The sequence below is a fragment of the Bacillus siamensis genome (assembly GCF_051628075.1).
GTDB classification, from domain to species: domain Bacteria; phylum Bacillota; class Bacilli; order Bacillales; family Bacillaceae; genus Bacillus; species Bacillus siamensis.
This window is the reverse complement of record NZ_CP155579.1, coordinates 215,081-238,269: the sequence shown is the minus strand read 5'-3', so window position 1 is coordinate 238,269 and position 23,189 is coordinate 215,081. Positions and strand designations below refer to the sequence as shown.

Below are 23,189 nucleotides of genomic sequence, written 5' to 3'. Positions count from 1 at the left end.
TGAGGATGCAGTTGACCGTATCATATTAAATATACCACTTATAAGAGGATAATTATCACAATTTTTGATATTTTCAAGCGAAAATCTAACTTTATTTTATTCTCCTTCATTTTTTTCAATGAGGACTTTCTGTCATATTAAATGATTGCGCTTACATAATGTAAAGAAATCCTCTCTTTCGCAAAGTCAATTTTGTGACAAATTTATGGCGGAGAGGAAGGTGGTTGCCGCCTGCTTCACGAATTACGTAAGAAATGCGCAAGTAAAAGGGGGATTCGCTTGAAAAAATTTATCGCATTTCAGATTTTGATCGCCTTAGCCATCGGAGCACTGATCGGCCATTTCTTCCCGGATTTCGGGATGGCGCTGCGGCCCGTGGGAGACGGATTTATCCGCCTGATTAAAATGATTGTCGTGCCGATCGTGTTCTCGACCATTGTCATCGGAGCCGCCGGCAGCGGCAGTATGAAGAAGATGGGCAGTCTCGGCATCAAAACGATTATTTGGTTTGAAGTCATTACGACACTTGTTCTGGGGCTCGGCCTCCTATTGGCAAACGTCCTGAAGCCGGGAGTCGGCCTTAACCTCTCTCACCTTGCTAAAAAAGACATTCACGAGCTTTCCGGCTATACGGAAAAAGTAGTCGACCTGAAACAAATGCTTCTTGATATTATCCCCGTTAATATCATTGACGTTATGGCGAAAAACGATCTTCTCGCCGTCATCTTTTTCGCGATCCTATTCGGTGTTGCCGCAGCCGGCATCGGCAAAGCCTCCGCACCTGTCATGAATTTCTTTGAATCAACGGCAAATATTATGTTCAAGCTGACGCAGATGGTGATGGTCACCGCTCCGATCGGCGTTCTTGCCCTTATGGCCGCCTCAGTCGGACAATTCGGAATCGCGCTTTTGCTCCCGATGCTGAAGCTGATCGGCACTGTGTTTCTTGGGCTGTTTTTGATACTCTTCGTTCTGTTTCCGATTGTCGGGCTTATCTTTAAAATCAAGTACTTTGAAGTGCTGAAAATGATTTGGGATCTGTTTTTGATTGCTTTTTCCACGACAAGCACAGAAACCATTCTGCCTCAGCTGATGGATCGGATGGAGAAATACGGCTGCCCAAAGCGGGTCGTCTCCTTTGTGGTTCCGTCAGGCTTATCGCTGAATTGTGACGGCTCCAGCCTCTATTTATCGGTGTCATGTATTTTTCTGGCGCAGGCTTTTCATGTGGAGATGCCGCTTTCTCAGCAGCTTCTGATGATGCTTGTGCTCGTCATGACAAGCAAAGGCATTGCCGCCGTCCCGTCAGGCTCACTCGTCGTGCTCCTGGCGACAGCGAATGCCGTCGGTCTCCCCGCGGAAGGCGTCGCCATCATTGCCGGTGTCGACCGCGTCATGGACATGGCGAGAACCGGCGTCAACGTGCCCGGCCATGCGGTCGCCTGCATCGTCGTATCCAAATGGGAAAAAGCCTTCACATATAAAGGGCCCGTCACGGCGGATCAGACCGCCCGGACAGAAAGTATGTAAACACAAAAAAGACCACCTTATTGGTGGTCTTTTCTATTAATCAATCGCCGCATGATCTTCTTTTTCAATCAAAGCAAGGCGTTCATTGATTTCTTCCTGAGTCATTTCGTGCTCTTTCACATACATGTTGCGTGCGTTCGTACGGCATTCGTGACTGCAGCTGCGCATGTATTTGTATTCATTCTCAGGTGTGCAGATCATTTTTTTATTACATGCCGGATTTGCGCAGTTCACATAACGCTCGCACGGCTCGCCCGTGAAATAATCTTTTCCGATAATGACATGCTCTACGCGGTTGACCGGTACGCTGATTCTTTCGTCAAATACGTAGCACTGTCCGTCCCACAGTTTGCCTTGGACTTCAGGATCTTTACCATAAGTGACGATACCGCCGTCAAGCTGGGACACGTCTTCAAAGCCCTGCTTCAGCAGCCAGCCGGAAAATTTCTCACAGCGTACGCCGCCTGTGCAGTACGTGAGGATTTTTTTGCCTTCGAGCATGTCTTTGTGCTCTTCAATCCAGTCCGGCAGCTCACGGAACGCCTCAATATCAGGTCTGACCGCTCCGCGGAAATGACCGAGGTCATACTCATAGTCGTTTCTGGCGTCAATCACGATCGTGTCAGGATTCTGCATTTGCTCATAAAAGTCTTTCGGTTTCAAGTGTTTGCCCGTCGTGGTATTCGGATCAACATCATCTTCGAGACGAAGCGTCACCAGCTCTTTTTTATGGCGGACAAACATTTTGCGGAACGCATGTCCGTCAGTCTCATCAATTTTGATCGGCATGTCGGCAAAACGCGGATCAGCTTTCAGCGCATTCATGTATTGATCCGTCTGTTCAACCGTTCCGGACACCGTACCGTTAATGCCTTCCTCAGAAATCAAAATACGGCCTAACAGACCGAGCTCCTTACAAAACTTCAAATGCTGAGCCGTGAATTCCTCAGGCTCATCAATCTTTACATATTTATAATAAAGTAAAACTCTATATTGTTTTTCCATGATTTATACACCCTGTTCAATTATATTAATGATCACACACTCTACTATATCATACAGGAAAACGGGCGAAAGATGAACATTTCCGTCCGGACTCTTTCTTCCAGTCACGCTTCTCCTTTTATTATCTGCTGAAAATAAAACCGATACGTATTGCGCAAAAAGGTTTCAAGCGAAAGGCCGGCGGCAGTCTGATACTTGCCGATGATAAACGGAAAACGGTCACGGCCTTTTTCCCGCAGGACATCGGCGCTGTCTTCACCCAGTTCCGAGATGAGCGACTCGATGACAGGCCAGCAGGCACCCCGCACGGCTTCCAGAGCTTGCTGACTGCCTGTAAGCCGGTATTGCTCTATCAGCTTTGCCAAATCCTTTTCTTCCATATTGTTCACTTCCTTACACCATATAAAAAAGAGGAGCAGCTTTTATAAAGCGGACGCCTCCTCCTGTGACTCCGCATAACCGATGATCTGGCCGACCTGTAATTCCCGGCCTTCAATGAGGTTATCCGAAGGGGTAAACATATCCTTCTCGAATACTAAAATAACGGTCGATCCAAATGAAAAATAGCCCAGCTCTTCACCCGTTTCAAGCCTGTTTCCGGTGTTTGTCTGAACGATGGAATTAATATTCATCGCACCTACCGGAATCATGAGCATCTGCCGGTCACCACGGGTGAGCTCGTACACATAACGGTAATTTTTTGAGAGCACGTCTTTCCCGTACTTCAATCCCATCGTATTGACAGGATAGGAGCGTTTCCCCAGCTCGGCCAGCTTCTGATACGTGCAGCTGATGGGGGAATGGAAGCGGTGGTAATGTCTCGGGCTCAGATAAAGCACGGCAAAACTGCCGCCGTTATATTTGTGATCGGCGTTTTTAAACCCCGTCAGTTCAGCGAACGAATAATCCTTCCCTTTTACCATGAAGGTTTGATTCGGATTAATCATGCCTACCGTCTGAACGACGCCGTCCACAGGACTGACGATGGCGTTCTTCTCTTTTGCCACGGGGCGGAGATTCAAATTAATATCACGAATGAAAAATGACGCCAGTGAATCAAAGTCAGAGGCTGTCCGTTCCGTTTCATTCCAGTTGATGCGATAGTGTTTGGAAAACAGCGGAATCATCGGCTTGCTCAGTTTCGATTCACAGAAGTTTTTAATGAGATGGGACGTCAATGGATTATTAGTCAGTTCAATCAATGAACGATAAAGAACTTTAGCAGCAGTATTAAACATTGATTACTCCTATGAATTTTCCTATAGTAATAAAAATAAAACACCATAAAAACGCTCCGATGGCGGCGAAGCATAAGTAGGTTTTGAATTCCATTCTGCCGATTCCGGAAAAGTAGCAGGTCACGTGTCTGATGCCTGGGATGAAATAACCTAAAATAATGGTGTACGGCCCGTACTTTTTCATCCACCTGTCTACTTTCTCCATCCTCTTTTCCTTCAGGCCGACCCATTTCCCGAACTTATTGATAAACGGCCGGCCGGCTTTTCTTCCGATGAAGTAGCTGATAATCATCCCCACGAGAGCTCCGATAAAGCTGATCAGAATGGAGAGCTCGTAATTCAGCACTTTTATATGGGCAAAGTAGCCCACAAACGTCATCATGACTTCATCCGGAATAGGCAATCCGATAATACCGAGTGTCAGCATGAGAAAAATCGCGATATATCCGTAATCGGAAATTAATTGCTGAACTAATTCCATCTTCTGCTCTCCAGGTTTTCAGGCGCCTGTTTTTTAAAGTGGGGAAATTTAAGATTGCTGACCATTAAATAACTGAGCGCAATCGTTCCCGCCCCCAGAAGAAAGGCGTTATTGATGAAGCTCAAAATGACAAGACACATCCCCGCAAATGGAATCGGCATGCCGATAAACGTCGGCAGCTTGCTTTGTCCGATATTAAATCTCGAGAGCCGGATCATCCCGCAGATGCTGTAGGAAAGCGCGATTAAAATTCCGACGAACGGAATCGTATATAGTGAAACACTGTAAGCGAGCATGGACGGCGCTACGCCGAACGTCACGAGATCAGCAAAAGAGTCAAGCTCCCTTCCCATCTCCGATACTGCGTTCAGCTTACGGGCGGCCAAACCGTCAAAAAAATCAAGAAACATCCCGGTGAAAATAAAGATCACCGCGGAGTGAATATTATGATACAAAAGGGAATGAATCGATAGAAGCCCGCAAATAAAATTTCCAATTGTAATCATACTAGGTATATAATTCACAGTTTACACAAACCTCCAATTAAAACCATATCAAATCGGACTGCGTATGCATAAAGACTCCATTTTACGGAAACATAAAATGAAATTCTTTCAATGCTATCATTCAAATTCTTTTATTATACAGCATTTGGTGTTATTTGAACAATCTAATCTGGTGATTTTTGTTTTTTCGCCGTTCATATTAAGGTAAGCAATCGGGGTTATCTCTATTCCGGATGACCCTGTTTAAATATTACATGCTGATGATACGGTCTGTCCGCGCTTCACGAATGAAAAGCCGTATGATGTATAGTTATTTCCTTCTCCGTTAAATGAGAACATGACATATAACGATTGCGGACATAAAAAGTTTCATGAATTGAAAAGCCGGCACAAAACGGCCTCATACATTATCTCACAACCCCGTTTTCCAGTATATAGTCTGCCCACACAAAAAAGGCGCCTTACCATTACGGTAAAAACGCCTCTTAAGATAGGTTTATGTAACAGATAAATAACTGAGTGCTTCGGCCGCTCTTTCTCTCGCCTCTTCAGCCGTCTCGGCTGCAGAAAGCGCAACCGCCATACGGCGTCCGGCTTTCGTGACGGGTTTTCCGAATATGCGGACCTGAGTGCTTTTTACCGCCAACGCCTTCTCCACACCTTCAACCGCGTAATCAGCAAGCTCTTTGGGCGCCTTCAGCGGACGGCTTGCCCCCGGCGACAGCTGTGTGATTTCCGGAATCGGGAACCCCATTATCGCACGGACATGCAGCGCGAACTCTGACAAATTTTGCGTCACAAGTGTGACGAGCCCCGTATCATGCGGACGGGGAGACACTTCGCTGAAATATACCTTATCTTCAGTAAGGAAAAGCTCAACTCCGAACAAACCGTATCCGCCGAGCTCGTCCGTTATGCTTTTCGCAATGTGTTTCGCCTCTTCGATCTGCTGTTCTGTCATATGATGAGGCTGCCATGATTCAATATAGTCACCGTCTTTTTGTTCATGTCCGATCGGTGCGCAAAAGGATGTACCGTTCGCCGCGCGCACTGTCAAAAGAGTGATTTCGGATTCAAACGGAATGAATTCCTCAACGATGACCCGGCCGTTTTTCACCCGGCCGCCTTCCATCGCCATATTCCAGCAGCTTTCCAGCCCGGAAGCCGAGCGGCACACGCTTTGCCCTTTTCCGGAAGAGCTCATCAGCGGCTTCACCACGCACGGAAAGCCGATTGTTTCTGCCGCTTCTTTAAATTCTTCATATGTATTCGCGAATTCATAGCCGGCAGTCGGAAGGTGCAGCTTCTCCGCCGCAAGCCGTCTGATGCCTTCACGGTCCATCGTCAGCTTCGCCGCACGCGCATTCGGGATGACGTGAAAGCCTTCTTCCTCAAGCTTCAGAAGCTCATCCGTCGCAATGGCTTCCACTTCCGGTACGATCAAGTCCGGTTTTTCTTTTTCAATGACTTCTCTGACCTGCGCTTTATCGAGCATATCGATGACATAGCTTTTGTGCGCGGTCTGCATGGCAGGGGCATGCTCATAGCTGTCAACGGCTACAGTGACAACCCCGAGCCGCTGCGCTTCAATGACGACTTCTTTCCCCAGCTCGCCTGATCCCAATAACAACATCTTTTTCGCCTGATACATGTCCTTTGGCCCCTCCCTTTCTATACCTCCCTCATTATAACGGAAATATTCAAAAAATAAAGACAAGACAGATAACCAAGCTCTATCCTGTCTTTTGCGCTGATTCGAGCGATTCAATCGCCGCTGACACGTCCTTCTCGCCATATTGCCCCATTAAGCATAACGATTCTTCCGCCCGGCAGGCGTGAGAAGAGATGCGGCGCTTGGCTTCCTCATGCATGTCACCGATGCCGAGATCTTGGAGACTGACGGGAAATCCGAGCCGGCGGTAAAACGGAAGCAGCTCTTCAATCTCATGTCTCCGATTCTCAAGCGCAAGCTGCACCAATATGCCGTAAGCAACCTTCTGGCCGTGCAGCACCTGATGTGTCTCCTGAATAAAGCTGAGTCCGTTGTGCACCGCATGCGCCCCTGCCATCCTGCACAAACGGCCCCCATAGCCGCCGACCGTTCCCGCGAGCATAATAATCGTTTCCGCCGTCTGGATGAACGGTACTGACAGCTCGCCTTTCTCCATGCTTCCGACGGCTGCTTCACTGTTACGCAATAACAGATCACGGATATATTCCGCCTGTCTCAGCCCCGCCTGAGCCATCAGCGGCGCCATCCCCGTATTTCTGATGACCGCTTCGGCCTCATACCATTTCGCCAGCGTATCACCGATCCCGCTTTTCATATATTCAATGGGAGAGGAAAGCAAAAACAGCGGATCAACAATCGTCAAGTAGCTTGAACGCTTATGATAATCCACTCTGATAAAATTGCCGCTCTCATCATATATGACACTTAACGGCGTACTTGCCGCACACGTTCCCGCGATGGAAGGAACCATCACAGCCTCAATATCAAGCCGGTCTGCCGCCGCTTTTGCCAAATCCAACATCGTGCCGCCTCCGATACCGATGATCACATCCGCATCTTCCGCCTGCTCACAGACCTTACGCACCGCCTCAGGTGAACAGTATCCTTTATGCTGAATCACATCCCAGGAAGAACCGCCGCTGTAATCGGAGAACGCCTGATAGGATTTGATTCCGGTCACAATCACGGGTTTTCTGAATGTCTCCAGCAGCCCCGGAAGCTCTTTTGCGATTCCTTCCTTACATATATATTGATTCGGGCCGCTTCGCACGATATCTTCAGGCTTCATTCGAATCCCTCCTCTGGCTGGAATTTATATATATTTTCTCACTTGTCAGAAAATACATCAACCGGAGGTGCGTCAGCGCTTCGCTTCCTCCGCCTCCAAAAACAGCTCATCAAGCCGCTCCAAAGCCTCTGCCTTTTCAAAACTGCTGAACCACAGATCATCATAAGAATCCAGGATGCGGTAATGGTGGGAAATCAAATGCTGCTGCAAGCGGAACTCACCTTTTTTCTCGATGGTTTTCCACCACACCTTGCCGCCCATCGTCTTCCCCTTCGGCCTGTCAATTGTGCGATGGGCAACCGCTTCAATGACCTCCAGCGGATCATCTCCTAATACGGATTGCAGTGTTTCACTTGATCTGAAAAGCGCGCAAACCGCCACAACATGCGGCCATTCCGCAAGCGCCCGCCCTTTCTCAATCTGCACCAGCGCCTTTTTGGAAAGACCGATCACATCCGCCATTTTCTCTTGCGTATAGCCTCTCTCCGACCGGATTTTCTTCAGCTGGACCGAGACAAGCTCAGTCATATAATCTTGATCCATCTCAACCTCCATATTTATCAATATAGCCATTTTACACCGCGTGACGCCATTTTTATATCGGAACATTTTTAAATGAATCAAAAGAATCGGTAAAAAAGTACCCTTTTCCTCTTTTTCTCAATTCACGAACAGAAATTGGCATCTTCATGGTAAAATACGGTCGGAGAAAATCAGGCGAAAGGACACTGTAAGGGTCAACTCGTATAATAGAAATGACAAACGCTAAAATTGTATTAAAAAGAAAAACAGATGGCAGTTTTATCTAACTGGCTATCCGATCAAATAGAGGTGAGTAAAATGGAAAAGGTAAAGAATGAGAGTTTAGAGGAAGTAAGCAATTTTTTATCTGGTTACTTTCACCAGGATTATGATTCAATGGAATCCGTATACGAAGAATTGCTGAATGAAGAATCAAGACAATACTTAATATCTCTGGTTCCTCTTCTGAGAAACTTTATCAATAGTGATTGGACAATTGAAGAAAAAAATACTCTCATAGATGAATGTGCCGATGGAGTTTACTTTCCATACTACGAAATATCACCTTTGGAATGGTTAAAACAAGTAACAAAAAAAATTGAACTATACTTAAATCGATAAGCAGTGTGAAATTGAATTCAGATGAGAGCAGAATGGCGCATGATAATCTCCATCTATGATATTCCTTCAAGAAAAATGACTTGGATCGCCACTTGCTGAGGCACTCATTTTATGCGGACTTAATAGGTCAGAAATGAAACCAAATCCAAAGCAGAATACTGAAAACGTGTAAATAAAGCAAGCGATTCCGATTGATGCGGGATCGCTTACTGCCTTTTTTGAAAATGTCTCCTATGCCCGCCCTGACGTTCCGAAGTTTCAGAGGCGCAGACAAGCTGTCATACGTTTGCCATCTATAAATGAACGCACACTACACGTAATGGAGGGATTGCAATGGACGAAATGGTCCTGGAAACACAGCAATGGCTGAATGAGACGTACAAAGGCAGACACGGGTACAGCAAAGTGCCGGAAAACGGAAAAACGGGCTGGGATACCATTTACGGTCTGACACGGGCGCTTCAAATCGAGCTTGGTATTTCTGAACCTGCCGATAACTTCGGACCGACGACACAAAGATTGTTTAAACCGTTGAAAAAGCAGGCTCCCGATTCTAAGCCGACAAACATGAATTACATTCTGCAAGGGGCGCTTTGGTGTAAAGGATTTAACCCGGGCGGATTTTCTGGCGTTTTCTATGAAAATACCGAAAGTGCTGTAAAAGAGTTTCAAAAAGCGGCCGGGCTCACTAACCAAGACGGCATCGTCACGGCACTCATTATGAAAGCCTTGCTGGATATGAGCGCTTTTCGGTTAGTAGCGGGAGGCGACAAAAGAATTCGCCAAATCCAGCAGAACCTGAACCGGGATTACAATGACTACATCGGATTGATGCCTTGTGACGGCTTATATGCCCGCGATACAAACAAGGCTCTCATTTATGCCCTCCAAAAAGAAGAAGGCATGAGCACAAGCGTCGCCAATGGATTTTTCGGGAACGGAACGACCAGCTTATGTCCTACCTTGACTCCCGGCGATTCACGGACAGGCTTTGTTTTGATTGTTCAATACGCGCTTTACTGTAATGGGAAATCATTTGACCCCGGTGAATTCGACGGAAAATACGGCGTCAGCGTTGTATCGGCAGTGAAAGCTTTCCAAGAGTTTATGTGCCTGCCGCAAACAGGTTATGCGGACATGCCGACGATTAAAGCTTTATTATCAAGCTCAGGCGACACAACGCGGGCTGCTTCGGCTTGTGACACTGCTGCAATTATAACGGCAGATACGGCTAAAACTTTGCGTGAGAATGGTTATAAAATCGTGGGAAGATATTTGACCGGGAATGTGCGGACAAGCAGCGGACTGACATCGAAGGCCTTGACGTCAAAAGAGCTTTCCACTATTTTCGATGCCGGCTTAAGCGTTTTTCCGATTTATCAGGACGGCGGCTATGAATCTTCTTATTTTGTAAAAGATCAAGGAACGAGAGATGCGTACAGCGCTGCATCAGCCGCCCGAAGATTAGGTTTTCCGTCAGGCACGACCATCTACTTTGCCGTCGATTTCGATGCGTATGATTATGAAGTCACAGATAAAATCATCCCTTACTTTCAAGAAATCAAGTCAGCTTTTATGAAAATGCAGGCGTTTTCAACTGCGCCGAAATATGAAATCGGGGTATACGGACCGAGAAACATTTGTATCCGTACGGCAGAAGCAGGTCTGACCAAATATAGCTTTACAGCTAACATGTCGACCGGATTCAGCGGCAACCTCGGATACCCGATGCCGAAAAACTGGGCTTTTGATCAATTTTATGAAGGAACGATCGGAAGCGGAGCGGGAAAAGTCGCCATTGACAAAGACGGTTACTCCGGAAAAGACTCAGGTGTAAGCAGCGTCCATCCGCCTTCTGATCCTGTGTATGACGCAAGACTGCGTACACTGACGGACATTTTAACAACCATTCCCGCTTTAGAAAATGTACCGAATCTTGCGAATGCCATGTTTGAATTCGACAAGACTGAAACCATTTATGCATCACCTGAAATGGATATTCTATTATCAACTTCTCTTTTGGCAACAGTGCCGAGTGAAGGTTCTCCCAACACAGTTACCATTACAAATGGCAAACCGGGAGCTTATATTACCGGTCTGATGGGAGATTCACAAGTCTCTTTTACAGCATCACAAATTGATTCCTATCAAAACCTGCTTAACAGTCTAAGCTTGTCAGTCCGCAACGGTTATTTAGAAGTATACGTCAATCCGGCTGCGGGATCGCTGAATATCCAATTTAAAATCTATACACCTGATATTCCGGTCGGTGACAGTGCTACAACTGGACTAACAACGACCATTACATTTAAAATAAAACAAAAGAGCTTCAGGCTGCCGGATTCCGAAGAGGTTTACTCTCCGGATTGGGATTCTGTCGTGAATACCATGGCCATTGCAGGCGCAGGAATTATTGTTATTGTAGGTATCGGTGCTTTAGTCGTTTTAGCGCCTGAATTAGGGGGAGCTGCAGCCTTGTTCAGCACGGTTTTATCACTATTTCTATAATTGAACAGGCAGCTCCTTGCTCCGGGAATGCTCAATGAGTATTCTTGGAGTTATTTTTTAAGGAGGATTCGTATGAAGATTGACATGCAGACATACAAGGAAACCGTTCAAAAAATAGAAAGCGATTTGCTTCCGCGAAGTCAAAATGACAAAGAACTGCTTACATATTTAACGACACAAGATTCGCTCACACTCAATCAAATGAAGATGTGTTTCACTGAACCGCAGCTCACCTTCAACCATACTGTCAAGATTGTATGCACCGTCACATTCATCACGTTATATATCTTTTTTTTCAGCACTCATTTTAATGATTTGATTGAAATGGCGCTGCAAATGGTTTTTGGTCTGGCCGGCCTTGTTTGGATTTTTGCCGTATTTCCGTTTTCAAGGAAAATCCAAGTGTCTGACCGTTTCAGACAAAAATCTGAAAACACCCGTATTACCGGAATGATAGACTTTGTCCTTGAACAAAGATACAAAGACATGATCAGTTAAAAAACCCCTCCGCTTAAGGGGTTTTTATTATGCAATCCTTTCCTCCCCCTTGCCAAAAAAGGCTCTTCCCCACTGGAAATAACCGGAACACCCAATTTCATTCTCAATATAATGTGGTAGTGGATCTGTAAAGAAAGAAGGGCTACATGATGGGTATCATTAATGGCAAAATGTATATTGACCGATTGAACCGGCTTAAAAATGAGATTTGGCTTGACGGTGAAAAGATCGAGGGACTTATTTCTGAACATCCCGCATTTAAGGGCCTTCTGGAAACGAAGCGCTCTCTTTATGATTTACAAACGAAACCGGGCATGAAAGACGAGATGACATACAGTCTCCCCGGTAAAAAAGAGCGGGCCGGGCTTTCATACCTGCAGCCGAAAACGAAAGAAGACGTCAAAAGAAGAAGAAAGATGTTCGAGCATTGGGCCAGGCACACGCACGGCATGATGGGACGAAGCCCGGATTACATGAATACCGTGCTGATGAGCTTCGCCTCCTCTGCCGCGCTTTTGAAAGACCGGGAGCATTGTTTTCCGGAGCATGTTCAGGCGCTGTACGAACGCGCTGTCACACAGGATCTTTCTTTTACACACACGTTTATCACCCCTCAGGTGAATCGTTCACAAATGAGCGTAAACGTATCACCAACACCGATCTCCGCAAAAGTCGTCGAAAAAAATGAAAAAGGCCTCGTCATTCACGGCGCCCGGATTTTGGCCACACAAGGCGGCCTGACGGATGAAGTGCTCGTGGTTTCCCTGCCTAAGATGTATTTTGAATCAGATGAAGCGTTCGCTTTTTCCATTCCTTCCAATACAAAGGGCGTAAAATTCATCTGCAGGGAATCTTTCGTACTGGGAAAATCATCATTTGATTATCCGCTCAGCTCAAGATATGAAGAAATGGATTCCATCGTTGTATTCGATAACGTTTTAGTCCCTTGGGAACGCGTATTTTTTTATGATAATTACGAGGCGGCTTATGACTTCAATATGAAAAGCTCTTTTAACGCCTTCGCATTTCATCAAGTCATCACGAGACAAATTGTAAAGACGGAGTTTCTCCTGGGTCTTGCCCAAACGCTTGTCGATGCGATAGATGTCAGCGAGTTTCAGCATATTCAGGCTAAGATGGCTGAAATCATCACCGGTCTGGAAACGATGAAAGCCCTTTTGGAAAAGTCGGAGAATGATGCCGAAACAGATGAATGGGGATATATGCGGCCGAGTGTGACTCCGCTTCGTGTGGTCAGCGCGATCTTCCCTGACATCTACCCGCGCTTCACAGAGATCATTCAGCTGATCGGGGCAAGCGGAATGGTGACTTTGCCGACTGAAAAAGCGTTTCATTCAGACATCAGAGGAGACCTTGACCAATATTTACAGGCAACCGAATTGAATGCTGAGGATCGGGTGAAAGTGTTCCGTCTGGCATGGGATTTGACCATGAGCCCCTTCGGAACAAGACAGACACAATATGAGCGGTACTTCTTCGGTGACCCCGTCCGCTTGGCCAGCCATCTGTACAATAGCTATCCGAAAGAAGAACAGACCGCTGTCATCAAGGACTTCCTGAACATTCATAAATAAAACAAAGCAGAGCCTCATCTCTGCTTATCATAGCTGGATCGGCTGCCGCCGATCCTATTTTTTATTTTGACTGATCACCACCATCGTAATATGCGATAACGCGAAAGAGACAAGCGTGTACACAACGGCCCATCCGATAAACGAGAAATTCAATACGGTAAAAGTGCATATAAGGCAAACGGCCAAAGCGGCAGCCGGCATAATAAACACGTTTTTAAACAGATATGTTCCGGCGACTGACAAGATAATGATACAAAGCGGCAGAACACCGAACGCAAAATCCAATTCATCAATCAACAGATGCACTCCTTTCCCTTTTCTTAATTCGGCCTACCACATCTTATGCCTGAGTACAAAAACAAGTACTTCAAATCCTTTCGCGCTCACGCTGATATTCCCTTCGGTTATTTATTCAAAAAAATGAAAACTTTTCTTAAAGCGTTTACATTTATGGCAGACTGTGATAATTTAAGAAAGCGCTATCATATACAAGTTAATGATTTTTGGATGGAGATGAGGAGAACCAGGAAACCCCGCCCTTTCACGAGGGTGATTTCTGGTTCTTTTTGTTATTTTTAAGGAAAGGAGTCATACATACATCATGATAGACGTTCAGCAAAGGGGAGGATATGATGTTTCAGTTGTTCAAGCCGGCTCCGCATATTGAGAGATTGGATGATTCAAAGACGGATGCGGCCTATAAACGGCTCAGGCTGCAAGTATTTTTGGGGATTTTCATCGGGTATGCCGGGTATTATTTGCTCCGCAAAAACTTTGCCTTCGCTATTCCTTACTTTCAGGAGCAAGGGTTTTCAAAAGGGGAACTTGGCTTGGTGCTTGCGGCCGTATCAATCGCTTACGGCTTCAGCAAATTTATTATGGGGATGGTGTCTGACCGCTGCAACCCGAGATATTTCCTTGCAACGGGTCTGTTTTTGTCAGGTGTCGTAAACATTTTATTTGTTTCCATGCCATGGGTCACATCAAGCGTGACGATTATGTTTATTTTTATGTTTATTAACGGGTGGTTTCAAGGGATGGGCTGGCCGCCTTGCGGACGGACGATGGCTCATTGGTTTTCCATCAGTGAACGCGGCACGAAAATGTCGATATGGAATGTCGCCCATAACATCGGCGGAGGTATTCTCGCCCCGCTCGTGACTCTCGGCATCGCCATGTTTGTTACTTGGAAAAGCGTGTTTTTCTTTCCGGCTATTATCGCCATTGTCATTTCATTTGTCATCGTTCTTCTCGTTCGTGACACGCCGCAATCCTGCGGGCTGCCGCCGATTGAAGAATACCGGAATGACTATCCGAAACATGCGTTTAAAGACCAGGAAAAAGAAATGACGACCAAAGAAATTCTTTTTAAATACGTGCTGAATAATAAATTTCTGTGGTATATCGCATTTGCCAATGTGTTTGTTTATTTCGTGCGGTACGGAGTCGTTGACTGGGCGCCGACTTATTTGACGGAAGCGAAAGGATTCTCTCCTGAAGACTCCAGATGGTCTTATTTCCTTTACGAATATGCGGGAATTCCGGGCACGATTTTGTGCGGCTGGATCAGCGACCGGTTTTTCAAAAGCCGCCGTGCGCCAGCTGGCGTACTGTTCATGGCCGGCGTATTTATCGCTGTATTGGTCTACTGGCTTAACCCTGCCGGTCATCCGCTCATCGACAATATCGCGCTCATCAGCATCGGGTTCTTAATCTATGGACCTGTCATGCTTATCGGGCTTCAGGCCATTGACCTTGCGCCTAAAAAAGCGGCGGGAACGGCAGCCGGTTTAACCGGGTTTTTCGGCTACATCGGAGGCTCGGCTTTCGCCAACGCCATCATGGGTTATGTTGTAGACCGCTTTGACTGGAACGGAGGCTTTATCATGCTTGTCACCTCATGCGCGCTGTCCATCGTCTTCTTGGCTATGACGTGGAATACCGGCAAGCGGGCGGAGCATGTGTAAGAAAACAACATAAAAGATTAATATTTTTGCAGTACAGAATTTACAACGATTTTCTACGCTAGAGACAGATATTGATTTTTTAAGGGGGAAGAAAACATGCGGAAACATAAGTTGTTTGCTTTAGTGTTGCTTTCATTCGGTTTATTATCATTCATCGTCACGCCTGTATCGGCGGCGGGAAAAGGAAACCTTTTGTCTCCTGACAGAATGTTAACCATTGCCCATCGCGGTGCTTCGGGGTATGTCCCGGAGCACACGATCCTTTCTTATGAAACTGCGCAAAAAATGAAGGCAGACTATATTGAATTGGATTTACAAATGACAAAAGACGGCAAGCTGATCGTCATGCATGATGAAAAACTGGACCGCACCACAAACGGACACGGCTGGGTGAAGGACCATACATCAGCCGAGATTCAAAAGCTCGATGCCGGCTCTTGGTTCAATAAAGCCTATCCGGAAAAAGCTAAACCGCAATACGCCGGACTTCACGTTCCCACACTTGATGACGTGTTAAAACGATTCGGCAGACACGCAAATTATTATATTGAAACGAAAGCGCCTGAAACGTATCCGGGTATGGAAGAAAAACTGATCGCTTCACTGAAAAAATACAAATTGGCAGGTAAGCATGCGAAACTTGGACAAGTTATCATTCAGTCTTTCAGCAGGGACAGCCTTCTGAAAATCAAAAAGCTCGATCCAAAACTTCCCGCCGTCCAATTGCTTGAAGCGGATCAGATGACGTCAATGACTGACGCTGATTTAGCGGACATCAAAACCTATGCCGTCGGAATCGGACCGGATTACAAAGCGCTGAACGCTCAAAACGTCCGGAGCATACGCAGCCACGGCCTTCTGCTCCACCCTTATACCGTAAACACGGAAGCGGACATGCGCCGCCTGCTGGATTGGGGCGTAACCGGTGTGTTCACCAACTATGCGGATATATTCCAAAAGGTCAAAAAAGAATACAAATCATAAAGCCAGCATGGGTTCGGAGATGATGCCGAATCCATGTTTTTCCCGATAATGCAAACGCCATCATGAGTTATGTAGCGGGCGGAGCATATTATTAAAAGGCTGAGACTCACCTTAATTGTAAAAAGGTATCACTGTAATGATGAATTACTTGTGATACCTTTTTAAACAAAGGAATATAATTATTTATTTCTATTATCTATTTTCTTTCTTATACTATTAGTAATAGACGATAATACAAGTGATACTAAACCATAGACAACCACCCATCCCCAGAAGGATAGATTAAAAACAGTGAACATTAATATGACTGAAACAACTATACTGACAATCGGCATTATATACACTTTTTTGAAAATATAAGTGAATATAATCGATAAAACGATAATGCAAAGTGGTAAGATACCAAAAGCAAGATCTAGCTCATCCATTATTATTCTCCTTTGTGAATTTAATTTCCCCTTAAGTATACTCACTCAGCTGTCTAGCCATTTATATCTAATCACCCCATACTTCTTTGTTTTTCTTAATCATAAAAAAGTCATATTCAGAAACATGGGTATTGTTAATAATTTTTTCAAGTCCTCTGATAGGAGTAGATTTTAATTTTTTTCCGTTTTTATAAGAGTAAGAATTAATCACATATTTCCCACCCTTGCTTATTTCTAACAAGAAAATTTCAGACTCATCAAAATAAGTGAATTTTGCTTGGTTTTCAAATTTTGTCGATCTATGTAATGGGAGTTTTTTCTTCGGCTTCATACTTTTCAGATCAAAAGTATAAAGTATTGAATTAGCTGCCAAATGATATAAAGTGTCATTTTTCACAAAAAAGTTATTAGTGGAAAGAGGAATTGCCAGTTGAGAAATTTCATCAGGGATATGATAACTGCCTAAAGGATATGCCCCTTTAAACTTATTATGCTTTAAATCAATTTCTGCTACTTTGAATTGTACTTTGTTTGATTTATCCGTTTGGTTATATAGTATAAAAAAGGCTGAGCTTTTTTTAACTATTATTTGTGAATAAACACTCCAATTTTCTTCATTTAATATAGGAATTGTTGTTCCTTTCCCTACTGTAACTTTATCTTTATCTATTTTAACATCCTGGAAAGTCGGTGTTTTGATTGAAGAATCTTCATTTATCACGTAAATATATTCACCGTCATTACCGGTACTTGTATAGAAACCCGGAATAATTTTTTCATGAAATCCATTGCTGTTACCCCATCTGATTAAGCTATTATAATGGTTTTTACCAACTTCTTGATTATTCAAAAAATAAAAGATATTTCCTTTTGTTAAATGACCCGATGACTGCCCATAACTTGTATGTACTTGATGTTGCATCGGGAATTTCTTAAAGCTATCGCCTATCATATATACTTCTTTTTTGTCCTGTCTAACTATGTTTTTTTCATCTTGTGCAATGGTTCCAACCTCAATAGCATCTCCTTTTACAGCTGTTGCTGCTCCTTTTTCATCAATATATACAGTGTAACTCCCATCTTTAGGGTAATCTATTGTTGCTGAATAATATATAGCTGCAATTTTATCATTCAAGAAATTCTTTTCTTTTTCTGTTTCAGTTTGTTTAACATCAGAAATTGAATTAGTATATTTAAATGTTCCGATACATATAAATATACCTATTAATACTATGACCGCAATTATAATAAGCAACTTAATCTTGTTCAAATATTATCTCACTCCTTAAAATAATATGACTCCCTAAATAAACTTAGGGAGTGAAAATAATTCATCAAAATGTTTTAATAGTTTTTGTATAATTGGAATCTCTGATATCTCTTGGATAGACACCCAGACCTTTATCTTTATCCATATCTATACCAGCCTTTAGCTTAAAAGCTGACCATAATAGTTTTGAACAGTTTTTATCACCATAATGACTCGATTTTCTATTTGTTGCAAAATTATATGAATAACCATCCTTCCCAACCCTGCTGTAACCCCAATTTACTGAATTATTTTTTTTAGAACTAGAAACTTTGACATTTTGAATTACAGCGTTTTTTTCGACCTTACGTTTCGAGGAAGCTATTGCACGTACACCTTTTTTAGGGATCGATTCGACAATTTGATTTCCCTTATAATACATACCGACATGTCCATGTGGAAGCCCAAAAGTAGAGGCAGGTGTATAGTAAACATTACCTTTAGAGCTGGATCCTATAATTTTTGGCCCGCTATTCTTGCCCTTTGTGCTCATTTTATTGCTTTTATCTTCTTCTTTATCTAGCTTTTCTTGCTTCTTTAATTCAGTTTTAATTTCCTCTAAGATCTCATTAGATGTTTTATTATCTTGTTTAACTAGATCATTAACAGATTCAATTAATTCTTTTTTCGACAGATTCGGATTCATTTTCAATATGTAGTTTACTGTTTCTGAATTATACGAGTCTACAGCCTTAACACTCGTAAAACCTCCAAACACTAAGGGAGTAACGATGCATAATGTCGCAAAAAATTTTCGCATTTTCATACTTATTACCTCCAACTATTTGTTTATTCTCCTATATTTTAATTTATTATACAATTATTGTAAACACAACTTACGTACTGTATTTTCTCTGCGGTTAATTATTTGCCATGTCTCAAAAACTTTGACTTGGAGTAAAGGAAAACGGAGAAAGTTACGGAGAAGAAAGAAATATAAAAGATTAATAGTTGATAGTTGCCCAACACATCTTTGCATTCATTGTTTAGTATGGAAGACAGTTATTGATAAGACGGAGAAATTATGAGAAAAAAAGAATACTGGCCTTGCTTGTTCTGTCGTTAGGCTTGCTCATTCATCGTCACGTCTGTATCGAGTCAGCATGGGTTCGGAGATGATGCCGAACCCATATTTTTTTGCCCGATCAAAAAACCCTTGCGGGAAATGTCCGCAAGGGTTGTATCAATCATTATTCTTTTCCGGCAGCGGCTTCGGCCTGTCCGCCTTTTAGTTGATCGTTGATTGCTTTGGCGTCTTTCAAATACTCAGTCTTGAATCCGCTCTTCAGCGCCCACGTATAGAAGACAAGGGCAACGATTGCGATCAGCCCCATATCCCAGCCGTACGGAATGATGTTCAGACCGCCGAATTTTTCACTTCCGAGCCATGAAATGGTCATCATGCTGAGCAGATAGACAACCATCCAGACGCCGCCTTTAAAGTTTCTGCGGAATCCTTTCCACTTCGCTTTCGCTTGGTAGTAGAAGTAAATCGGCAGGCCGATCAAAATGATAAACAGCACCTGCCCCGTTAGCGGCCAGCGCGCCCAATACAGCACGAGAGACGCGAACACGAAGCCGAGCGGAGCAACCACGCTGAGGCCTTTCAGACGGAGAGGCCTGTACAAATCCGCCGCCGTCCGCCGCAGCGTCATCACCGTCACAGGACCTGTGATATAAGAAATCAATGTCGCAACGGAAATGATTTCAGCAAGCACGCCCCATCCTCTGAATAAAAACAGAAAGATAAACGATACGATCAGGTTAAAAATCATCGCTTGGCGCGGCACGCCGTACAGCGGATGAAGCTTTCCGAAAATGCTCGGCATATATTTATTTTTTTCCATGCCGTAAATCATGCGGGACGTCGTAGCGGTATAAGTGATACCGGTTCCTGACGGAGATACGAACGCATCTGCATAAAGAATAATGACAAGCCAGTTGATATTCAAGGCGATCGCCAAATCGGCAAATGGAGAGTTAAAGTTCAGGTGACTCCAGCCGTGAACGATCATAGAAGGTTCAACCGCACCGATAAACGCGATTTGCAGCAGGACGTAAATGACGGTTGCGACCAACAGCGAACCGACAACCGCAATCGGAATCGATTTACCGGGATTTTTTGCTTCTCCGGCCATGTTAATCGGGCTTTGAAACCCGTTAAACGCAAAGACGATACCTGATGTGGCCACTGCTGTCAGCACGCTCGCCCAGCCATTCGGCGCAATGCTTGACCCGGATGTGAAATTTCCGCCGTGAAAACCGGTAAACAGCAGCGCTCCGATTGTCAGCCCCGGAATAATGATTTTAAAGATAGTAATCAATGAATTCGCTTTTGAAAATAAGTTAACTGTCCAATAATTCAGTAAAAAGTAAATAATCAGCAATACGGAAGCAAAGCCGAGACCCTCTCCCGTAAGTGTGCCGTTGTGAACGAGATTGCCTGTCCATTTCGCCCACTCCCACGGCCATGAGCTCATATATTGAACGGACGCGACCGCTTCCACCGGAATAACGGAAACAATCGCTATCCAGTTTGCCCATCCTGCGATAAATCCAATAAATGATCCGTGAGAATATTGAGTATATTTTACCATTCCCCCGGCTTCCGGGAACATTGAACCTAATTCACTGTAAGAAAGTGCGATAAACAAAATAACGATCATACCGATAATCCAAGAAATAATTGCGGCAGGTCCCGCAATCTGAGCCGCCCGCCATGCCCCGAATAACCAGCCAGAGCCAATCATTGACCCAAGTCCGACCATCATGAGTGCAAACGTTCCCATTCTGCGATGTAATTGATTCATAAAGTTAACACCTTTCAATTAAAATATGACTCCAGCGCTATCATATATTTATAATATTATTCTGAAAATAGTTTTGTCAATCTTTATCGCATTAAAGCAGGAATCCAAAATTACCCTTTGATGTTTAAACAGCCGTCAAGCGGGAATAACTACTGCAAGCCAGAAATAGAAAGGAGTTTTTATCATGAAACAAAAACTGCTCATTTCAGGACTTGCCGTGTCGACTGTCGGAGTGACTTCCTACCTTCTCAAAGATAAATCAAACCGCCAAAAGGTGAAGGACTTTATCCGCAATATGAAAACATCGCTTTCAGGGAAGCACGATATTGAATCATTTCCCGTCCACAAAGCAGGCAACCCGCATCCCGAAGATATTGAAGATAACAAAATGGTATCCGAAGGCTCCATGTATCCGGTTCAATACTACGATGACAAGAAGAAATAATCTGTTCCCATGCTGCCCGGCCGTATAAACGGCGGCAGCTTTTTTATGCAGACGGCTTCTTATAGATCCGCCAATATTGGCGCGGCCCTTGATCCCGCACGGTAATGCCCAGTTTGGATATTTCCGCTTTCAGTTCTTTCGCATCTGCGGTTTCATCCTGCTTCAGCGCCTTTTCCCTCGCTTTTAAGAGAGCGTTTGCCCCAGGCTCCAAATCCGGCATGTCCGGCACCCACCGTTTGTACTCTTCTTTAAAAGGATCTTCCGTCCCCAGCCAGACATACCCATGCCCGCGAAACGCATCAGCCGCTTTTTCAACCGCCGGCTCAAGCTTTTCCCGAAAAAGCTCCTGCCCTTCAGTCCCCAATAAGACAAGATACTTCCCATCCGTAAACACACCGGAAATGCTGTCTTTCGAAAACACGCTTTCTTCATTATATATGGTTAAGGACACCTCGCTGTCCGTCACGACTGCCACAAGACTTTCTTTAAAAGCTGCCCGCGTCAGCCACACTCCCCCAATTAAGCCGATAACGGCGGTTGCAGCCGCAGCCTTCCATCCGTGAAAAGATGCGATGATTTCCAGCACCCCGTGAAAAGGCAGCCAATCCAATGTAACGGCCCATTTCGCAATGACCGGCAGAAACCAGCCGATGACCAGACCCAATAATGGCGGCACAAGGAAAATCAAAGCTTTCTCAACCGATGACAACTCAAGAACCGTCTGTTTTTTTATTTCGTTCATTTTTCTCCTCCATCTGTATTTGTTACAGCAATCCATTATACAAAGGGTTGGATGATACTGTAAAATGTTTCCGGCACAAAAAAAAGCCTCCGTCAGCGGGAGGCTTTTTAAAACAGCAGTTCATACACTTCATTCAATTCCATCGTACGCTTCTCATCCTGCTCGTTCTCAGCATATTTGATCTCCTTCTCAAGCACCTGATTCAGCGCATCCATTTCCAGATCATTAAGATCCTTCACGAACTCGCCCTCATTTGCATAAGGCTTCACCTGCAGCTTTTTATAAATCCCGCGGCAAACATCATGCTCCAAGTGGTTCGAAAGCGACTCGCGCAAATACCCGAGTGTCGTGTCCATCATGTAAGCCCTCCCTTTTCTTTAGGAATAGCTTCCCGGAAAGAGAGAAAAACTATACATGAAAGCGCGGCTGTTTTAACTCTGTACCTGAATGGAGAAAAATCCGCTGCTTAACGGTGTGTACGGCCCATTCAGCCCCGTTGCGGAGAAAGAGAACGTTCCTGAACTGACATAAGAAAGAGGAACGCTGTAATATTTAATGTAGCCTGTAACGATATTGCCGTTTTTCGTATATTCATCTTCCAGCGCTTTTGCCGTGAGATTTGTAATATTCGTTCCGTTGTTAAACGCCTGAATCGTGTTATTGTTCGGATACCCTTGGAAATATACAGCTAAATACCCCGTTGTGCCCTTCATCGGTTTTGATGCGCTGATTTGGTTCGGGCCGATATTCTCCCATTGATAATTCTGTCCGTCAGACGTCACACCGATAATACGGATTTGTGTTAAAGCAGGAGCAGGCGCCGCAGACGCTGACGGCATCCACAACCCGCTCACAAGCAACAAAACAGCGGCGGCCGCGGCGAATAACATCAAGATTCTCTTTTTCATGTTTCTTCCTCCTCTTGTCATATTTTCATAGAACTCTATTCTATTTTACATGATTCCAAAGGAAAAAGATTACATTCCAAAAAAGAGTCTGGAAAACTTTGTGAACTAGATATGAAACGCTCTGGAAACACCATTGATGATCAGAAAGATGCCGCAGATTCTTAACACGACTCTTGAACTTCTGTCATCTTTACCGAAAAAGGTTTTTCCGAGCCAGCCGATCCATACGTTCATTGCGGCTCCAGCGAGTAATTCTATCATTCCGATGATTTCTGCCATATACAAAGCAGC

The 23,189-nt window shown here is 44.4% G+C and carries 25 protein-coding genes; 8 read left to right on the top strand and 17 right to left on the bottom strand.

Going from position 1 to position 23,189, the window contains the following annotated elements; translation table 11 throughout:
- Nucleotides 1–279: 279 nt before the first annotated feature.
- Entirely contained in the window at nt 280–1,530 is a 1,251-nt protein-coding gene (gltP, locus tag ABDB98_RS01345) for a glutamate-aspartate/proton symporter GltP (protein WP_049627826.1), read from the top strand.
- Nucleotides 1,531–1,566: 36 nt separating this feature from the next.
- Here gltP and trhO read toward each other — a convergent pair whose 3' ends face one another.
- The 8 genes from trhO to ABDB98_RS01305 all read right to left on the bottom strand — a co-directional run bounded on the left by trhO (nt 1,567) and on the right by ABDB98_RS01305 (nt 8,104).
- Complete coding sequence (trhO, locus tag ABDB98_RS01340; protein ID WP_438421131.1) at nt 1,567–2,535, bottom strand: oxygen-dependent tRNA uridine(34) hydroxylase TrhO; 969 nt, start codon at nt 2,533–2,535, stop codon at nt 1,567–1,569.
- Nucleotides 2,536–2,639: 104 nt separating this feature from the next.
- Entirely contained in the window at nt 2,640–2,915 is a 276-nt protein-coding gene (locus tag ABDB98_RS01335; protein ID WP_060963691.1) for a hypothetical protein, read from the bottom strand.
- 42 nt (nt 2,916–2,957) lie between these two features.
- The gene (locus tag ABDB98_RS01330; protein WP_438421130.1) at nt 2,958–3,773 is read right to left on the bottom strand and encodes a phosphatidylserine decarboxylase; all 816 of its coding nucleotides are present in this window, start codon (nt 3,771–3,773) and stop codon (nt 2,958–2,960) included.
- Nucleotides 3,766–4,254, bottom strand: coding sequence for a DedA family protein (locus tag ABDB98_RS01325; protein ID WP_060963693.1), 489 nt, complete (start codon nt 4,252–4,254; stop codon nt 3,766–3,768). Before ABDB98_RS01325 ends, ABDB98_RS01330 begins: the two co-directional genes overlap by 8 nt.
- Complete coding sequence (gene pssA, locus ABDB98_RS01320) at nt 4,245–4,778, bottom strand: CDP-diacylglycerol--serine O-phosphatidyltransferase (protein ID WP_060963694.1); 534 nt, start codon at nt 4,776–4,778, stop codon at nt 4,245–4,247. The genes ABDB98_RS01325 and pssA overlap by 10 nt, the downstream gene beginning before the upstream one ends.
- A 478-nt stretch (nt 4,779–5,256) precedes the next feature.
- On the bottom strand, nt 5,257–6,411 hold the full coding sequence (gene purT / locus ABDB98_RS01315; protein WP_060963695.1) for a phosphoribosylglycinamide formyltransferase 2: 1,155 nt from the start codon (nt 6,409–6,411) through the stop codon (nt 5,257–5,259).
- 82 nt (nt 6,412–6,493) lie between these two features.
- A complete protein-coding gene (locus tag ABDB98_RS01310) occupies nt 6,494–7,561 on the bottom strand; it encodes an iron-containing alcohol dehydrogenase family protein (protein WP_438421129.1) in 1,068 nt (355 codons plus the stop codon).
- Between the two features lie 72 nt (nt 7,562–7,633).
- Complete coding sequence (locus ABDB98_RS01305) at nt 7,634–8,104, bottom strand: helix-turn-helix transcriptional regulator (protein WP_016936884.1); 471 nt, start codon at nt 8,102–8,104, stop codon at nt 7,634–7,636.
- 249 nt (nt 8,105–8,353) lie between these two features.
- Here ABDB98_RS01305 and ABDB98_RS01300 point away from each other — a divergent pair, with 249 nt between their 5' ends.
- The 4 genes from ABDB98_RS01300 to hpaB all read left to right on the top strand — a co-directional run bounded on the left by ABDB98_RS01300 (nt 8,354) and on the right by hpaB (nt 13,305).
- Nucleotides 8,354–8,704, top strand: a complete 351-nt coding sequence (locus ABDB98_RS01300; protein WP_438421128.1) for a contact-dependent growth inhibition system immunity protein — start codon at nt 8,354–8,356, stop codon at nt 8,702–8,704.
- A gap of 333 nt (nt 8,705–9,037) precedes the next feature.
- Nucleotides 9,038–11,212: a glycoside hydrolase domain-containing protein gene (locus ABDB98_RS01295; protein ID WP_438421127.1), complete on the top strand. Its 2,175-nt coding sequence runs from the start codon at nt 9,038–9,040 to the stop codon at nt 11,210–11,212.
- A gap of 72 nt (nt 11,213–11,284) precedes the next feature.
- Nucleotides 11,285–11,710 carry a hypothetical protein gene (locus ABDB98_RS01290; protein WP_045926326.1) on the top strand — a complete coding sequence of 142 codons (426 nt, stop codon included), beginning with the start codon at nt 11,285–11,287 and terminating at the stop codon, nt 11,708–11,710.
- Between the two features lie 149 nt (nt 11,711–11,859).
- The gene (hpaB, locus tag ABDB98_RS01285; RefSeq protein ID WP_326352079.1) at nt 11,860–13,305 is read left to right on the top strand and encodes a 4-hydroxyphenylacetate 3-monooxygenase, oxygenase component; all 1,446 of its coding nucleotides are present in this window, start codon (nt 11,860–11,862) and stop codon (nt 13,303–13,305) included.
- 54 nt (nt 13,306–13,359) lie between these two features.
- Here hpaB and ABDB98_RS01280 read toward each other — a convergent pair whose 3' ends face one another.
- Nucleotides 13,360–13,602 carry a DUF2651 family protein gene (locus tag ABDB98_RS01280; RefSeq protein ID WP_438421125.1) on the bottom strand — a complete coding sequence of 81 codons (243 nt, stop codon included), beginning with the start codon at nt 13,600–13,602 and terminating at the stop codon, nt 13,360–13,362.
- A 335-nt stretch (nt 13,603–13,937) separates the two neighbouring features.
- On the opposite strand from ABDB98_RS01280, the gene glpT reads away from it, so the two are divergent.
- Together glpT and ABDB98_RS01270 are read left to right on the top strand one after the other, a co-directional pair.
- The gene (gene glpT, locus ABDB98_RS01275; protein WP_016936892.1) at nt 13,938–15,272 is read left to right on the top strand and encodes a glycerol-3-phosphate transporter; all 1,335 of its coding nucleotides are present in this window, start codon (nt 13,938–13,940) and stop codon (nt 15,270–15,272) included.
- Nucleotides 15,273–15,368: 96 nt separating this feature from the next.
- Nucleotides 15,369–16,256 carry a glycerophosphodiester phosphodiesterase gene (locus tag ABDB98_RS01270; RefSeq protein WP_438421124.1) on the top strand — a complete coding sequence of 296 codons (888 nt, stop codon included), beginning with the start codon at nt 15,369–15,371 and terminating at the stop codon, nt 16,254–16,256.
- A 179-nt stretch (nt 16,257–16,435) separates the two neighbouring features.
- Here the strand turns inward: ABDB98_RS01270 and ABDB98_RS01265 are convergent, their stop codons facing one another.
- The 4 genes from ABDB98_RS01265 to ABDB98_RS01250 form a co-directional block, all read right to left on the bottom strand.
- Nucleotides 16,436–16,684 (bottom strand): DUF2651 family protein, encoded by a 249-nt coding sequence (locus ABDB98_RS01265; RefSeq protein ID WP_438421123.1) that lies wholly within the window; start codon nt 16,682–16,684, stop codon nt 16,436–16,438.
- Nucleotides 16,685–16,751: 67 nt separating this feature from the next.
- Nucleotides 16,752–17,954, bottom strand: coding sequence for a hypothetical protein (locus ABDB98_RS01260; protein ID WP_438421122.1), 1,203 nt, complete (start codon nt 17,952–17,954; stop codon nt 16,752–16,754).
- 64 nt (nt 17,955–18,018) lie between these two features.
- A complete protein-coding gene (locus tag ABDB98_RS01255) occupies nt 18,019–18,759 on the bottom strand; it encodes a hypothetical protein (protein ID WP_438421121.1) in 741 nt (246 codons plus the stop codon).
- Between the two features lie 424 nt (nt 18,760–19,183).
- Entirely contained in the window at nt 19,184–20,803 is a 1,620-nt protein-coding gene (locus ABDB98_RS01250; protein ID WP_438421120.1) for an APC family permease, read from the bottom strand.
- A gap of 184 nt (nt 20,804–20,987) precedes the next feature.
- Between ABDB98_RS01250 and ABDB98_RS01245 the strand changes: the two genes are divergently transcribed.
- Nucleotides 20,988–21,248 (top strand): hypothetical protein, encoded by a 261-nt coding sequence (locus tag ABDB98_RS01245; RefSeq protein WP_016936895.1) that lies wholly within the window; start codon nt 20,988–20,990, stop codon nt 21,246–21,248.
- Between the two features lie 43 nt (nt 21,249–21,291).
- Here the strand turns inward: ABDB98_RS01245 and ABDB98_RS01240 are convergent, their stop codons facing one another.
- From ABDB98_RS01240 to ABDB98_RS01225, 4 genes are all read right to left on the bottom strand, one after another.
- The gene (locus ABDB98_RS01240; protein ID WP_438421119.1) at nt 21,292–21,990 is read right to left on the bottom strand and encodes a YqeB family protein; all 699 of its coding nucleotides are present in this window, start codon (nt 21,988–21,990) and stop codon (nt 21,292–21,294) included.
- Between the two features lie 107 nt (nt 21,991–22,097).
- Entirely contained in the window at nt 22,098–22,346 is a 249-nt protein-coding gene (locus ABDB98_RS01235) for a sigma-G-dependent sporulation-specific acid-soluble spore protein CsgA (RefSeq protein WP_438422091.1), read from the bottom strand.
- Between the two features lie 75 nt (nt 22,347–22,421).
- A complete protein-coding gene (locus ABDB98_RS01230; protein WP_438421118.1) occupies nt 22,422–22,898 on the bottom strand; it encodes a DUF4879 domain-containing protein in 477 nt (158 codons plus the stop codon).
- A 105-nt stretch (nt 22,899–23,003) separates the two neighbouring features.
- Nucleotides 23,004–23,183 (bottom strand): hypothetical protein, encoded by a 180-nt coding sequence (locus ABDB98_RS01225; RefSeq protein ID WP_060963708.1) that lies wholly within the window; start codon nt 23,181–23,183, stop codon nt 23,004–23,006.
- Between the last annotated feature and the right edge of the window lie 6 nt (nt 23,184–23,189).

What these genes read in the sequence shown, in the direction of transcription:
- trhO (WP_438421131.1), bottom strand. Translation starts at nt 2,535, where the DNA reads ATGGAAAAACAATATAGAGTTTTACTTTATTATAAATATGTAAAGATT.
- ABDB98_RS01335 (WP_060963691.1), bottom strand. Translation starts at nt 2,915, where the DNA reads ATGGAAGAAAAGGATTTGGCAAAGCTGATAGAGCAATACCGGCTTACA.
- ABDB98_RS01330 (WP_438421130.1), bottom strand. Translation starts at nt 3,773, where the DNA reads ATGTTTAATACTGCTGCTAAAGTTCTTTATCGTTCATTGATTGAACTG.
- ABDB98_RS01325 (WP_060963693.1), bottom strand. Translation starts at nt 4,254, where the DNA reads ATGGAATTAGTTCAGCAATTAATTTCCGATTACGGATATATCGCGATT.
- purT (WP_060963695.1), bottom strand. Translation starts at nt 6,411, where the DNA reads ATGTATCAGGCGAAAAAGATGTTGTTATTGGGATCAGGCGAGCTGGGG.
- ABDB98_RS01310 (WP_438421129.1), bottom strand. Translation starts at nt 7,561, where the DNA reads ATGAAGCCTGAAGATATCGTGCGAAGCGGCCCGAATCAATATATATGT.
- ABDB98_RS01305 (WP_016936884.1), bottom strand. Translation starts at nt 8,104, where the DNA reads ATGGATCAAGATTATATGACTGAGCTTGTCTCGGTCCAGCTGAAGAAA.
- ABDB98_RS01300 (WP_438421128.1), top strand. Translation starts at nt 8,354, where the DNA reads ATGGCAGTTTTATCTAACTGGCTATCCGATCAAATAGAGGTGAGTAAA.
- ABDB98_RS01295 (WP_438421127.1), top strand. Translation starts at nt 9,038, where the DNA reads ATGGACGAAATGGTCCTGGAAACACAGCAATGGCTGAATGAGACGTAC.
- ABDB98_RS01290 (WP_045926326.1), top strand. Translation starts at nt 11,285, where the DNA reads ATGAAGATTGACATGCAGACATACAAGGAAACCGTTCAAAAAATAGAA.
- hpaB (WP_326352079.1), top strand. Translation starts at nt 11,860, where the DNA reads ATGGGTATCATTAATGGCAAAATGTATATTGACCGATTGAACCGGCTT.
- glpT (WP_016936892.1), top strand. Translation starts at nt 13,938, where the DNA reads ATGTTTCAGTTGTTCAAGCCGGCTCCGCATATTGAGAGATTGGATGAT.
- ABDB98_RS01270 (WP_438421124.1), top strand. Translation starts at nt 15,369, where the DNA reads ATGCGGAAACATAAGTTGTTTGCTTTAGTGTTGCTTTCATTCGGTTTA.
- ABDB98_RS01265 (WP_438421123.1), bottom strand. Translation starts at nt 16,684, where the DNA reads ATGGATGAGCTAGATCTTGCTTTTGGTATCTTACCACTTTGCATTATC.
- ABDB98_RS01255 (WP_438421121.1), bottom strand. Translation starts at nt 18,759, where the DNA reads ATGAAAATGCGAAAATTTTTTGCGACATTATGCATCGTTACTCCCTTA.
- ABDB98_RS01250 (WP_438421120.1), bottom strand. Translation starts at nt 20,803, where the DNA reads ATGAATCAATTACATCGCAGAATGGGAACGTTTGCACTCATGATGGTC.
- ABDB98_RS01245 (WP_016936895.1), top strand. Translation starts at nt 20,988, where the DNA reads ATGAAACAAAAACTGCTCATTTCAGGACTTGCCGTGTCGACTGTCGGA.
- ABDB98_RS01240 (WP_438421119.1), bottom strand. Translation starts at nt 21,990, where the DNA reads ATGAACGAAATAAAAAAACAGACGGTTCTTGAGTTGTCATCGGTTGAG.
- ABDB98_RS01235 (WP_438422091.1), bottom strand. Translation starts at nt 22,346, where the DNA reads ATGGACACGACACTCGGGTATTTGCGCGAGTCGCTTTCGAACCACTTG.
- ABDB98_RS01230 (WP_438421118.1), bottom strand. Translation starts at nt 22,898, where the DNA reads ATGAAAAAGAGAATCTTGATGTTATTCGCCGCGGCCGCCGCTGTTTTG.